At 40.5% G+C, this 12,359-nt stretch carries 13 protein-coding genes; 6 read left to right on the forward strand and 7 right to left on the reverse strand.

What is annotated here, in order from left to right; genetic code table 11:
• Positions 1–15: 15 nt before the first annotated feature.
• The 3 genes from recD2 to rnhC all read right to left on the reverse strand — a co-directional run bounded on the left by recD2 (position 16) and on the right by rnhC (position 3,972).
• Positions 16–2,382, reverse strand: a complete 2,367-nt coding sequence (gene recD2, locus AC3E9F_RS01105; RefSeq protein ID WP_263393951.1) for an SF1B family DNA helicase RecD2 — start codon at positions 2,380–2,382, stop codon at positions 16–18.
• Positions 2,383–2,472: 90 nt separating this feature from the next.
• Positions 2,473–3,087 (reverse strand): signal peptidase I, encoded by a 615-nt coding sequence (gene lepB, locus AC3E9F_RS01110; RefSeq protein WP_214262309.1) that lies wholly within the window; start codon positions 3,085–3,087, stop codon positions 2,473–2,475.
• Positions 3,088–3,096: 9 nt separating this feature from the next.
• Entirely contained in the window at positions 3,097–3,972 is an 876-nt protein-coding gene (gene rnhC, locus AC3E9F_RS01115) for a ribonuclease HIII (RefSeq protein WP_263393950.1), read from the reverse strand.
• A gap of 86 nt (positions 3,973–4,058) precedes the next feature.
• Here rnhC and zapA point away from each other — a divergent pair, with 86 nt between their 5' ends.
• The 4 genes from zapA to AC3E9F_RS01135 all read left to right on the forward strand — a co-directional run bounded on the left by zapA (position 4,059) and on the right by AC3E9F_RS01135 (position 8,446).
• Positions 4,059–4,361 (forward strand): cell division protein ZapA, encoded by a 303-nt coding sequence (gene zapA / locus AC3E9F_RS01120; protein WP_214262307.1) that lies wholly within the window; start codon positions 4,059–4,061, stop codon positions 4,359–4,361.
• Positions 4,358–4,906 (forward strand): CvpA family protein, encoded by a 549-nt coding sequence (locus tag AC3E9F_RS01125; RefSeq protein ID WP_490235044.1) that lies wholly within the window; start codon positions 4,358–4,360, stop codon positions 4,904–4,906. Before zapA ends, AC3E9F_RS01125 begins: the two co-directional genes overlap by 4 nt.
• Positions 4,907–5,015: 109 nt before the next feature.
• Positions 5,016–7,352, forward strand: a complete 2,337-nt coding sequence (locus tag AC3E9F_RS01130; RefSeq protein WP_490672692.1) for an endonuclease MutS2 — start codon at positions 5,016–5,018, stop codon at positions 7,350–7,352.
• Positions 7,353–7,549: 197 nt separating this feature from the next.
• Positions 7,550–8,446 (forward strand): TDT family transporter, encoded by an 897-nt coding sequence (locus tag AC3E9F_RS01135; protein WP_263393947.1) that lies wholly within the window; start codon positions 7,550–7,552, stop codon positions 8,444–8,446.
• A 46-nt stretch (positions 8,447–8,492) separates the two neighbouring features.
• On the opposite strand, the gene AC3E9F_RS01140 is transcribed toward AC3E9F_RS01135, so the two are convergent.
• Genes AC3E9F_RS01140 through AC3E9F_RS01150 form a run of 3 tightly spaced genes read right to left on the reverse strand, consistent with a single transcriptional unit; the run spans position 8,493 to position 9,596 of the window.
• Entirely contained in the window at positions 8,493–8,834 is a 342-nt protein-coding gene (locus tag AC3E9F_RS01140; RefSeq protein WP_263393946.1) for a hypothetical protein, read from the reverse strand.
• Between the two features lie 10 nt (positions 8,835–8,844).
• Positions 8,845–9,387, reverse strand: coding sequence for a DUF3278 domain-containing protein (locus AC3E9F_RS01145; RefSeq protein WP_263393945.1), 543 nt, complete (start codon positions 9,385–9,387; stop codon positions 8,845–8,847).
• A 14-nt stretch (positions 9,388–9,401) separates the two neighbouring features.
• Positions 9,402–9,596 (reverse strand): helix-turn-helix transcriptional regulator, encoded by a 195-nt coding sequence (locus AC3E9F_RS01150; protein ID WP_001082470.1) that lies wholly within the window; start codon positions 9,594–9,596, stop codon positions 9,402–9,404.
• Between the two features lie 218 nt (positions 9,597–9,814).
• Here AC3E9F_RS01150 and AC3E9F_RS01155 point away from each other — a divergent pair, with 218 nt between their 5' ends.
• Entirely contained in the window at positions 9,815–10,648 is an 834-nt protein-coding gene (locus tag AC3E9F_RS01155) for a metallophosphoesterase family protein (protein WP_263393944.1), read from the forward strand.
• 64 nt (positions 10,649–10,712) lie between these two features.
• Here AC3E9F_RS01155 and AC3E9F_RS01160 read toward each other — a convergent pair whose 3' ends face one another.
• Positions 10,713–11,522 (reverse strand): amino acid ABC transporter substrate-binding protein, encoded by an 810-nt coding sequence (locus AC3E9F_RS01160; protein WP_263393943.1) that lies wholly within the window; start codon positions 11,520–11,522, stop codon positions 10,713–10,715.
• A gap of 231 nt (positions 11,523–11,753) precedes the next feature.
• On the opposite strand from AC3E9F_RS01160, the gene AC3E9F_RS01165 reads away from it, so the two are divergent.
• The gene (locus tag AC3E9F_RS01165; protein ID WP_263394538.1) at positions 11,754–12,359 is read left to right on the forward strand and encodes a nitroreductase family protein; all 606 of its coding nucleotides are present in this window, start codon (positions 11,754–11,756) and stop codon (positions 12,357–12,359) included.

Consider the following 12,359-nt stretch of genomic DNA (forward strand, 5'->3'; position numbering starts at 1 on the left):
TGGTTTTTTTGTGCTTTATTTTCCGAAAAACTCATCAAGGTCATCGTGGCTAATCCCAATCATAGCTGGAATATTAGACCAGTTTTCTTCGGTTAGGATGTAAGATTGATGAGGGGCCGTCGGTTCTGTGATTTCGAGAACAGGCTCGTTTCGTTCCTCAGAACTTTCAGTTAAGTCACTGAAACGTTCAATCAGATAGGTTTTACGAGCTGTTCCGATATGTTTGGTCGCATAGTCAAAGGCTTGAAGTTCACCGAGTAGGATGAGTTTGCTTTTGGCCCGAGTAATAGCAGTGTAGATGAGATTACGCTCCAGCATGCGCTTGCTAGCACTAGTAATTGGAAGAATCACAACTGGAAACTCGCTCCCTTGTGACTTATGGATACTCATGGCATAGGCAAGACGGATCTTGTACCATTCATTTCGAGGATAGGAAACCTCGTTTCCATCAAAATCAATCATCATTTCATCCTGTTTGGACTCGGTGTATTTAGCAGGGATGAGGTCCGTAATGTAGCCTAGGTCTCCGTTAAAAACATTGACTTCTGCATCGTTGACCAGATGAATGACCTTATCTCCCGTACGATACTGAAATTGGCTTGCTTCAAAACTAATTTGTCCCTTTTGAAGAGGATTAAGTAGTTCTTGCATGAGTTGATTGATGGCATCGATTCCTGCTGCACCACGATACATAGGAGCAAGAACTTGGATGTCTCGAGCAGGGATACCACTTCTAATGGCTGCGTCTAGGATTTTTTCAATGGTAGCTGGGATATGATTACTGGCGATTTCAAAGTAGGAACGGTCTGCTTTTTTCTTGGTGAAATCTGCAGGCAAAATTCCCTGACGAATCTGACTAGCAAGGGTGACAATGGTTGATTCTTCGCTCTGACGATATATTCGTTCCAATCTCGTCTGCGGGATACTTGGAATCTGGAGTAAGTCAGCCAGAACTTGACCAGGGCTAACCGATGGCAACTGGTCACTATCTCCAACGATGAGAATTTTACTATTAGAGGAGATGTTTGAGAAGAGTTGATTGGCTAACCAGGTATCTACCATGGAAAACTCATCTACGATGATAAAGTCAGCATCTAGATAATCTTCCAAATGGCTAGTGTCGTCGTCTCCAGTCATCCCCAAGTGGCGGTGAATGGTTGCACTAGGCAAGCCTGTCAGTTCATTCATACGACGCGCTGCACGACCAGTGGGAGCAGCTAGGAGAATCGGTAGAATACTTTTCTTTTTAAGGTCCAGTCCCTCTAATAGAGCATAGACAGCAATAATACCATTGATAACAGTGGTTTTACCCGTACCAGGTCCACCTGTCAGGATAAAGACCTTGTTTTGGATAGCATCGCAGATGGCCTGTTTTTGAATGGTATCGTATTGAATGCCTAATTCTTCCTCAACCGTTGCGATATGCTCCTGAATGATTTTTGTTTCGTGTTGTTCGCTTTCTTTTTTTTCAAGGATACGAATGAGGTGATTATGAATCCCTTCTTCTGCAAAAAAGAGACTGTTATCAAAGATTTTAGTGTCAATCTGTTGGACTTTTTCTTCTTCGATGAGGTTGGACAGTTCTTGAGAAAGTTGACTTGGTTCCAGTTCTACAGGACGTGAGGATTCCAATAGATCTAGAGTCTTTTCTAATAAGTCTCTAGCTTCAATATAAGTGTCCCCACTTTCCATACAAGCGTTTAAAAGGCTATGAATGAGTCCTGCTCGGAAACGTTCGGGGGCCTGACTTTCAATGCCAAGTTCTTCTGCTAATTGGTCAGCGATGGTAAAGCCCAAGCCTTTGATATCCTCTACTAACTGATAAGGATAATTTTCAACAATATCGATGGTTTCCTCTTTATAAGTATCCTGGATTTGAATAGCTAATTTATTTGGAATCCCGTAGTTAGCAAGTTTGGCCAAGATCATTTCTGTACCGTAGTTGAGGCGGAGGGTAGAAACGAAGGCCTCACGACTTTTAGAAGATAGTCCTGAGATGGTTTCGAGCTTCTCAGGATGCTCCAGAATTTCATCGATGGTATTGTCTCCATAGAGTTCCACAATTTTTTGGGCAGTTTTAAGACCAATCCCTTTGAAGTGGCTACTTGAAAAATACTTGACCAATCCTTTACTAGTTGGCTTTGCTCGTTCGTAGCGAGTGATTTGGAGTTGTTCCCCGTATTTGGAGTGTTGGACAATCTGCCCCCAAAAAGTGTATTCCTCTCCCTCAATGACATCAGCCATGGTCCCTGTAACAATGATCTCGAAATCATCAAAGTTTTCGGCATTGGTATCATCGATATCTAAAAGGAGAATACGGTAAAAGTTGCTGATATTTTCAAAAATAATACGTTCAATCGTACCTGTAAAATAAACTTCCATATAATTCCTTTACATTCATGAATGAGAGCAAATCATTCAGAATAGAATGAGAAGAGGCTGAGATTTATAGTTCTCGGCCTCTTAGTGTTCTTAAACTGTTCCAATACGTTTGAGTGGCCAGAAGCGGAATTTAGCCTCTCCGATGATATCTTTTGCTTTAAAAGTACCAACATGTCGGCTATCGCTAGATACTAGACGGTCATCACCAAGTAGGAGGTATTGTCCTTCTGGAACAGTGAAGGTGAAACTAGTATTGAAATTAACATCTAAGGTAAAGGCCTCAGCTTTTTCAGCAAGGCTTCTGAAGTACTCACCTTTTTTTCCATCCCAGCTATCTCCAGCATAGGTAGATTGGAGTTTATCCTCTTTAAAGCGTTTGAGGTAATCTGCTAAATAAGGCTCATCAGTTTCTTGATCGTTGACGTAGAGCTTATCATTTTCGTAACGGATGGTATCACCTGGCAATCCGATGACCCGTTTCACAATATCTTTATTCCCCTCATCCTCATGAGCGACAACAATATCAAAGCGATCAATAGGGAGGTGTTTGACAACAAAGAGAATTTCTCCATCAGCTAGAGTAGGGTCCATAGAGTGTCCTTCTACTCGGACATTGCTCCAGAGAAAGAGACGGCTGAGACCTATTAAGGCAATAATCAGGAAGAAAACTCCCCACTCTCTTATAAACGATTTTAAATATTTCATGGTATACCTCTATAGAAATTTTTTGGCTTTTTCAGTGTTTTTAAAATGCAGTTTGGCGCAGAAGTTGAGCCCCTTCATGCCATATGCTTGAAGGATTTGGCTAGCCACCTTGTCAGAAGCAGTTCCAGCACCACTTGGAAGTTGATAGCCCAGCTCTTTGCCTAGATTTTCAAGATTTTCTAGGAAGAGATCACGCGCAATGATAGAGCTAACTGCGACGGCTAGGTACTTGCCCTCAGCTTTTTCCTCAAGTGTAACTGGATTTGAGAAATGATTGGCTTCATTTTTTAAGTACTTATCATAGTTTTGAGCACTCGTAAAGGCATCAATGACAATTTTTTCAGGCTCAACTCCCTTTTGAAGCAGGAGAAAAATGGCCTGATTATGCAGAGCTACTTTGACGGAAACGGCATTGTAGCGCTCACCAATGACTTCGTTATACTTACTCGGAGAAAGTAGGAGTGCTTGATGTTGGATTTTTTCCTTCAGAAGTGGAGCAAGCTGACGAATCTTTTGGTCAGTCAGTGTTTTGGAATCCCCAACTCCGAGTTTTCTTAAAAAGTCATGCTGGTCAGGAGTCACAAATGACGCCACAACAGCCAGACCACCGAAGTAAGAACCATTTCCGACTTCATCTGTTCCGATTAAGGGGAAATTTTGCCCGCTAGTAACTTGCGTTACTTGATAACCAAAAAAGCTGGCATAGCTTTCAGCGGCTTCTCCCTGCAAAAGGACTTTCCCAGATGTATAGACAGAAACACTGGCTTGAGGAAGCTTTAAAAAGTAGCGAATATATGGATTTTTACTTGGAGCGAGGGCTTGTTCATGCTTTAGAACAAAAGCTTGAATGTCATTTTCACTCGGTGTTAATGTGATACTTGCCATAGTCTCTATTGTACCATAAAAGCAGTAGAATTGGTTAAAACTGACAAACTTAGTGAAATTTGGTATAATATCGTGAGGTGAATTTTATGGCAAATTTAAATCGATTCAAGTTTACATTTGGGAAAAAAACATTAACGCTGACAACTGAGCATGATAATCTTTTCATGGAGGAGATTGCTAAAGTTGCAACGGAAAAATATGAAGCAATCAAAGAACAAATGCCTGGAGCTGATGATGAGACAGTGGCGATTCTCTTAGCAGTCAACTGCTTGTCAACCCAGCTTAGCCGTGAGATTGAATTTGATGATAAGGAGCAAGAGTTAGAATCGCTCCGTTATAAAGTGGTCGCTGCTAAACAAGAGCAGAGTAAGATAGGGGATTCCTTATGATTTCCATCCTACTCTTATTAATCCTTGCTTGGAGCTTTTATATCGGCTACCGCAGAGGAATTATTTTACAAGCTTATTATCTTGTAGCAACGATTGTCTCTGCTTATTTTGCAAGCAAATATTACCTAGCTTTAGGGCAGAAGTTCAATTTATTAATCCCTTATGCTAATCCGCAGGAAGGACAGGGAACTTTCTTTTTCCCATCCAATCAACTTTTCCAACTAGATAAGGTTTTTTATGCAGGGGTCGGCTTCCTATTAGCGTTTACGATTTTTTACTGCATCGGCCGTTTGCTTGGTCTTTTTCTAAACCTAGTACCAAGTAAGATACTTGATGGGAAATACTATCGTATCGGTGCGGGTGTGCTATCAATCGGTGTGACCTTATTTGTCCTCCAGATGATGCTAACGATTCTCGCAACTGTGCCATTACAAATTGTTCAAAATTCACTTGAAAATAGCTTTGTAGCTAGACATATCATCCAAAGTATTCCATTCACAACTAATTTTATTAAACAGCTTTGGGTTACTAAAATAATCGGTTAAAAAGGGCGGGAACTATTCCTAGCCTTTTGTTTACAATTTCGAAAAGTAAGAGATTGATTTAAAGAGTTGAAAATAAGAAAAGTCATAACTTTTATACTAAGGAAATAAGATGAATACAAAAATACTAGAAACGTTAGAATTTAACAAGGTCAAGGCTTTATTTGAACCTCATCTTTTGACGGAACAAGGACTAGAACAGTTAAAAGAGCTAGTCCCAACAGATAAAGCTGATAAAATTAGACAGGCCTTTGCAGAGATGAAGGAGATGCAAGAACTCTTTGTTGAGCATCCTCATTTCAGCATTTCGGCAACAAAAGATATTGCGGCTACCTGCAAACGTTTGGAGATGGGTGCTGATCTCAACATAGAGGAATTTCTCCTTCTCAAACGTGTCATATTTGCCAGCCGTGAACTGAAAAATTTCTATGATAATCTTGAAAATGTACGCTTGGACCACTTGGCAAATTGGTTTGAGAAACTTCACGACTTCCCACATCTACAGGGGAATCTCCAAGCTATCAATGAAGCTGGATTTATTGAGAATTTTGCTAGTGAAGAACTAGCACGAATCCGTCGTAAAATCCATGATAGCGAGAGCCAAGTTCGTGATGTTTTGCAGGATCTTCTCAAACAAAAGGCGCAGATGTTGACAGAAGGCATTATCGCTAGTCGAAATGGTCGCCAAGTTCTGCCAGTCAAAAATACCTATCGAAACAAGATTGCTGGTGTTGTTCATGATATCTCTGCCAGTGGTAATACAGTCTATATCGAACCGCGTGAAGTGGTCAAGCTAAGTGAGGAGATTGCTAGTCTTCGTGCAGATGAACGCTATGAGATGTTGCGTATCCTTCAAGAACTTTCTGAGCGTGTACGGCCACACGCAGCTGAAATTGCAAATGATGCCTGGATTATTGGACATTTAGACTTGATTCGAGCAAAGGTCCGTTTTATCCAAGAGACAGGAGCCGTGGTGCCTCAAGTCTCTGAAGAGCAGGAAATCCAACTCCTCCATGTTCGTCATCCCTTGGTGCAAAATGCCATTGCCAATGATGTTCACTTCGGCAAAGAACTAACAGCTATCGTTATCACGGGTCCCAATACGGGTGGTAAGACCATCATGCTAAAAACCTTAGGATTGACGCAATTGATGGCTCAGTCAGGTTTGCCGATTTTGGCGGATAAGGGAAGTCGTGTTGGAATTTTTGAGGAGGTCTTTGCGGATATCGGAGACGAACAATCCATCGAACAAAGCCTCTCAACCTTCTCTAGTCACATGACCAATATCGTAGACATCCTCGGTAAAGTCAACCAAAACTCCCTCTTGCTACTAGATGAGCTTGGAGCAGGTACAGATCCTCAGGAAGGAGCTGCCCTTGCCATGTCTATCCTAGAAGACTTGCGCTTGCGTCAGGTCAAGACCATGGCAACCACTCACTATCCTGAACTCAAGGCCTATGGAATTGAAACGGCTTATGTTCAGAATGCCAGCATGGAGTTTGATACAGCTAGCCTGCGTCCAACCTATCGCTTTATGCAGGGAGTACCAGGTCGAAGCAATGCCTTTGAGATTGCTAAACGTTTGGGCTTGTCAGATGTCATTGTAGGTGATGCCAGCAAGCAGATTAACCAAGACAATGATGTCAATCGCATTATTGAGCAGTTGGAAGAGCAAACACTTGAAAGCCGGAAACGTCTTGAGAATATTCGTCAGGTCGAGCAAGAGAATCTCAAGATGAACCGTGCCCTTAAAAAACTCTACAACGAGTTCAATCGTGAAAAGGAAACAGAACTCAATAAGGCGCGTGAGCAGGCCGCTGAGATTGTTGAATTGGCTCTGGCAGAGAGTGATGATATTCTTAAAAATCTTCATAGTAAATCTCAACTGAAACCACATGAAATTATCGAAGCCAAGGCCAAGCTCAAAAAATTAGCCCCTGAAAAAGTTGACCTTTCTAAAAACAAAATTCTTCAAAAGGCTAAGAAGAAACGCGCTCCAAAAGTTGGGGATGATATTATCGTTTTAAGCTATGGTCAACGAGGGACCTTGACCAATCAGCTCAAGGATGGTCGTTGGGAAGCTCAAGTCGGCTTGATCAAGATGACGCTTGAAGATAAGGAATTCGACTTGGTTCAGGCTCAGCAAGAAGCGCCTGTCAAAAAGAAACAAGTCAACGTCGTCAAACGTGCAGGTGGCAAAGGGCCTCAAGCTCGACTAGATCTTCGTGGCAAACGCTACGAGGAAGCGATGGAAGCCTTGGATGCCTTTATCGACCAAGCCCTGCTCAACAACATGGCCCAAGTGGATATCATCCATGGTATCGGTACAGGAGTCATTCGTGAAGGAGTAACCAAATATCTCCAAAGAAACAAGCAAGTCAAGAGCTTTGGCTATGCGCCACAAAATGCAGGTGGTTCTGGAGCGACTATCGTTACCTTTAAAGGCTAACCAAGCTATAGAATGAAATGTCAAAAGAGTACCTATCAAGTGATAAGTACTTTTTTTGATGAATCAATTTCAATCATTATTCTTAGTGACTATTTTAAAAGTGGGCAATCGTTTTATAGCAAAAAAATTGATGAAGGCTTGTCTAGCTGAGGTTTATTTATGCTATACTGATAGTAACGTCATTTTCGGAGGTTGGTATGAAAAAACTCCCCTTAGCTTTTTCAGGTTGCTTATTGGGATTGGCTGGTGCAGGAAATCTCATCTTGGATGTTTTTCCACTCTTATCGCAGGTCTTTAGTTTGTCAGGCTTGATTTTATGGTTTTATTTTTTATACAGTCATCTTCGTGATTGGCAAGAAAGTAAGCAAGAGTTGAAGAAAGCTCCTGTTTTATCGGCAACGGCGCCCTTTCCTATGGCAGGAATGATCCTATCGACTTATTTGTTACGAATCTTACCCTTGAACATGAGCATTCTTGCACAGATTCTCTGGTGGTTTGCTTTTCTTCTAGATGTAGGTTTAATCATCTACTTCACTAAAAATTATGTGCAGACCAAACCAAGAACGAGTGCAACGCCAAGTTGGACGGTTCTTTATGTGGGAATAGCAGTAGCAAGTTTGACCTACCCAGTGGTGGGCATTGTCGGGATTGCCTATGGAGCTTGGATATTTGGTTTTATCTTAACCCTTATCCTTTACCCTTTGATTTACCAAGATTTGAAGAGAAATCCATTGCCGCTGGCTTTACTGGGACAAGAAGGCATCTATTGTGCTCCTTTTTCCCTACTTTTAGCTGCGCTAATCCGAGTTGGAGGTCCTAATCTACCTAACTGGAGTTTAGTAATCATGATCCTTGCATCACAGACCTTCTTTTTCTTTGTTCTTAGTCGCTTGCCAAGGATTTTAAAACAGGGATTTCAACCAGCCTTTTCAGCCCTAACCTTCCCAACTATCATAACGGCAACTTCATTGAAAATGGCTCAAGGCATTCTGCAGTTTCCGGTCCTCAACAACCTTGTTTGGGCAGAAATTATCATTTGTTTAACAATCCTCATCTACGTATTAGTAGAGTATATACGATATTTAAGGAACTAAAAGACCCCTAGCACGGAGAAGTGTTAGGGGTTTGTTTTTCTACAGATTAATAACAATCTTTTTGCTTAACTTCTTTAAAGAGTTGATAGAGAGTATAGAAGTAGACTAGACTAAAAACGATACAGATAGTTAGAAATAGTAGATATCTCCAATCCATAGAATTCGTTATTAGTTGTGGGAGAGATACGAGGATAAAGCAGAGAGATGCGTTTAAGAGGCGTATTTTTTTTGATGTGATTTTCTGAAACCTTTGTCCCTTATTCAAGACCGGAAGGGCTAAAAGGAAGATGATCAGAAAAGGACGTGTAACTTGACCATAAACTAGGAAAAAGGTAACAAAGATGCTGACCAAAATATGACTGAGAATTAAAGTTTGTAATGATTTCATAATTTTCCTCCTAATAGTCGTCTTGATCTTTTTTGGCTTTTCGAATGCGAAGCCAGACGACAAGTTGCATCATTAATCCGAAAAAGAAGGCTGCGAAAAGAATTGATGTGAAATGACCTAGATTGAAAAGAGAGGCGAAATAGTCCTTGCTATCATCTATTAAGACATTGAGAAGTGGCATGCCAAAGAACATAAAGACTCCATAGATAAGTCCAGCTTTAAGACCAGGGTAGCGCAATTGTTTTTGTTCTTTCTGGCTCAACATATCAGGGTCGATAGCAGTAATACCTGTTTTTTTAGTTTGAGTGCTGACATAGATAGCACAAACCATAGAAATCAGAAAGATGATGATTGGATATCCAAATGCGACGATTTGTGGATATTTATAAGCAAGGACAAAGGGAATGAGATTGCCAAAAATCATGAGATAAAAGAGAACCATAAAGATTTTATTTCCGATGCGGTCAGCCTCACGTTGCTTGTGTTCATCAAGTGGTCCAGAAATACCATATGTGCGTTTGATCAGTTTTTCAGTGAAGGTTTCTTTTTTCATTTTTTCTCCTTTTATTAAAAATCATCTTCCCAAAAAAGACTGTTGAGGTCTGTTTGGAGGCTACGAGCGAGATTGAGACAGAGTTCTAGAGTAGGATTGTACTTATCATTCTCAATCATGTTGATGGTTTGTCTAGAGACACCGATATCCTTGGCAAGTTCGAGCTGGGATATGCCCAATTCCTTGCGGAATTCTTTCACACGATTCATGCTTCCTCCTTATTTGATTATGTCATATATATTTGACTATATTATATCTTTTAAAAAATAAAATGTCAACTATTTTTGACATATTTTTAAAAGAATCTTGGTGATAATATTTCCATTATAAAATCTTCTAGCGATTTTATGCTATAATGAAGAAAAGTACAAAATTATAAGAGTGAATTGGATAGACTGAAAGCTATACACTAAAGAAAGAGCAGAAAATGAACCATAAGATTGCAATTTTATCAGATATTCATGGTAATACAACGGCCTTAGCTGGAGTGCTTGAGGACGCTAAAAATTTGGGAGCGACTGAATATTGGCTTCTGGGAGATATTTTTCTTCCTGGGCCGGGAGCAAATGACTTGGTAGCTCTTCTGAAAGACCTACCCATTACAGCATCCGTTAGAGGGAACTGGGATGATTGTGTATTAGAGGCTATAGATGGACAATATGGTTTAGCGGATCCCCAAGAAATTCAGCTTCTCAGAATGACCCAGTATCTGATGGAGGACCTAAAGCCAGAGCATATTGATTGGTTGAGAAATCTACCTATGGTAGCCAAGAAAGAAGTTGAAGGCTTGCGTTTTTCTCTTTCTCATAATTTGCCTGATAAAAATTATGGTGGTGATTTGCTGGTTGAAAATGGTACAGAAAAATTTGACCAACTTTTAGATGAAGCTACAGATGTAGCCGTCTATGGGCATGTCCATAAACAACTCCTGCGTTATGGTAGCCAAGGTCAACAAATCATCAACCCAGGTTCGATTGGTATGCCTTATTTTAACTGGGAAGGACTGAAAAATCACCGAGCCCAGTATGCCTTGCTTGAGGTTGAAAATAGTGAATTAGTCAATATTCAATTTCGAAAAGTTGCTTATGACTATGAAGCAGAGCTAGAATCAGCCCAGACCAAAGGCCTTCCTTTCATCGAAATGTATGAAGAGTTACGACGTGAGGACAACTATCAAGGCCATAATAGAGATTTGTTAGCTAGTTTAATTGAAAAGCATGGATATGTAGAGGATGTCAAGAATTATTTTGAATTTTTGTAAAAGTTCCTTTAACTAATAGATACTAAATAAAACGATTGGGCGAGCCAATCGTTTTTAATATTTCTTATTGTAATTCAGATGCATCTGGTAGGTAAGAACCACCGAGATAGGTCTTGCTGAGTTTTTCAAGGGTTCCGTCTTGGTAGAGTTCTTTAAGGACCTTGTCAAATTGCTCTTTAAATTCTTTTTCGTCGCTTGCGAAGATAATGTAGTTATTTGGATTGTCATTGCTCTCCAAGTCAACTACGTTCAAGTCTAGGCCACGGTCTTGGATAATTTTTTGAACAGAAATTTTATCAAAGATTAGGAAATCAAACTCGCCATTTGATAGGTCAGTGAGACGTTTAGCTACATCTTCACCAGAGTATTGGATGGTTGCAGGGTTGTCGGAGTGGCTTTGATTCCAGTCAGTAACGACCTTGGCAGTAGAAGTTCCAGTGTCATCCTGGGTTGTTTTACCAGCGATATCTTGAAGAGAGCTAAGAGCCTTGTCTTTTCTGCTCACGAGAACCAAAGGATTTTTAGCGATAGGGAGTGAGTAGAGATATTTGTCTGCTCTTTCTTTGGTATAGCTCAAGTTGTTGGCAGCAGCTTGGTAACGGTCAGCATCAACCCCAGGGAAGATACTCTCCCAAGCAGTTTTTTGGAATTCAATCTTGTATTGGTCCAATTTTTCATCAACCGCTTTTAAAACCTCAACATCATATCCAGTTAGGTTACCATCTTGTTCAAAGTCAAAAGGTGGGATGTCTCCGGCAGTGGCTACGACAATGGTTTTAGGGCTAGCGGTGGAAGTTGAAGTACTTTCCTGTTTGGCTTGTCCACAGGCAACCAATAAGGGACTGATGGCTAAGAATAAGAATAATTTTTTCATAAGAGTCTCCTTTACTTAATGCTATCTAGCTTACCAGACAATCAATCAAATATCCAATATATATTTTTTATGGAGGTGATAGAAAAATATTATAATTTCCAGTTTGAATTTTTCATCTAAAAGTAAAGTCGGATTAGAAAAAGATAATTTAGTCCACCAATGAAAAATCTCTGCAAGCTCTTTCAGAATGTGGTAAAATGGAAGCAATAGAAATAGAAAAGGAACATGCTTATGAAATTTCTTGAGTTAAATAAAAAACGTCATGCGACTAAGCATTTTATTGATAAACCTGTTGATCCCAAGGATGTTCGAACAGCTATTGAAATCGCAACCTTGGCACCGAGTGCTCACAACAGTCAGCCTTGGAAGTTTGTTGTGGTTCGTGAGAGAAATGCTGAACTCGCAAAATTGGCTTACGGTTCAAACTTTGAGCAAGTCGCAACTGCCCCTGTAACCATTGCCTTATTTACAGATACTGACCTAGCTAAACGTGCTCGCAAGATTGCCCGTGTTGGTGGTGCAAAGAATTTCTCAGAAGAACAGCTTCAGTACTTTATGAAAAATCTTCCAGCAGAGTTTGCGCGTTACAATGAACAACAAATCAGTGACTACTTGGCCCTTAATGCAGGACTAGTGGCTATGAACTTAGTCCTTGCACTGACTGACCAAGGAATCGGTTCAAACATTATCCTTGGTTTTGATAAATCAAAAGCCAATGAAGTCTTGGAAATCGAAGAACGCTTCCGTCCAGAGCTCTTGATCACAGTAGGATACACAGACGAGAAGTTGGAACCAAGCTACCGCTTACCGGTAGATGAAATTATCGAAAAAAGATAG

The organism is Streptococcus sp. SCPM-O-B-15277 (M60) (assembly GCF_058200335.1).

Excerpts from the sequence above, each read along its gene's own strand:
- recD2 (WP_263393951.1), bottom strand. The coding sequence starts at position 2,382 with ATGGAAGTTTATTTTACAGGTACGATTGAACGTATTATTTTTGAAAAT.
- lepB (WP_214262309.1), bottom strand. The coding sequence starts at position 3,087 with ATGAAATATTTAAAATCGTTTATAAGAGAGTGGGGAGTTTTCTTCCTG.
- rnhC (WP_263393950.1), bottom strand. The coding sequence starts at position 3,972 with ATGGCAAGTATCACATTAACACCGAGTGAAAATGACATTCAAGCTTTT.
- zapA (WP_214262307.1), top strand. The coding sequence starts at position 4,059 with ATGGCAAATTTAAATCGATTCAAGTTTACATTTGGGAAAAAAACATTA.
- AC3E9F_RS01125 (WP_490235044.1), top strand. The coding sequence starts at position 4,358 with ATGATTTCCATCCTACTCTTATTAATCCTTGCTTGGAGCTTTTATATC.
- AC3E9F_RS01130 (WP_490672692.1), top strand. The coding sequence starts at position 5,016 with ATGAATACAAAAATACTAGAAACGTTAGAATTTAACAAGGTCAAGGCT.
- AC3E9F_RS01135 (WP_263393947.1), top strand. The coding sequence starts at position 7,550 with ATGAAAAAACTCCCCTTAGCTTTTTCAGGTTGCTTATTGGGATTGGCT.
- AC3E9F_RS01140 (WP_263393946.1), bottom strand. The coding sequence starts at position 8,834 with ATGAAATCATTACAAACTTTAATTCTCAGTCATATTTTGGTCAGCATC.
- AC3E9F_RS01145 (WP_263393945.1), bottom strand. The coding sequence starts at position 9,387 with ATGAAAAAAGAAACCTTCACTGAAAAACTGATCAAACGCACATATGGT.
- AC3E9F_RS01150 (WP_001082470.1), bottom strand. The coding sequence starts at position 9,596 with ATGAATCGTGTGAAAGAATTCCGCAAGGAATTGGGCATATCCCAGCTC.
- AC3E9F_RS01155 (WP_263393944.1), top strand. The coding sequence starts at position 9,815 with ATGAACCATAAGATTGCAATTTTATCAGATATTCATGGTAATACAACG.
- AC3E9F_RS01160 (WP_263393943.1), bottom strand. The coding sequence starts at position 11,522 with ATGAAAAAATTATTCTTATTCTTAGCCATCAGTCCCTTATTGGTTGCC.
- AC3E9F_RS01165 (WP_263394538.1), top strand. The coding sequence starts at position 11,754 with ATGAAATTTCTTGAGTTAAATAAAAAACGTCATGCGACTAAGCATTTT.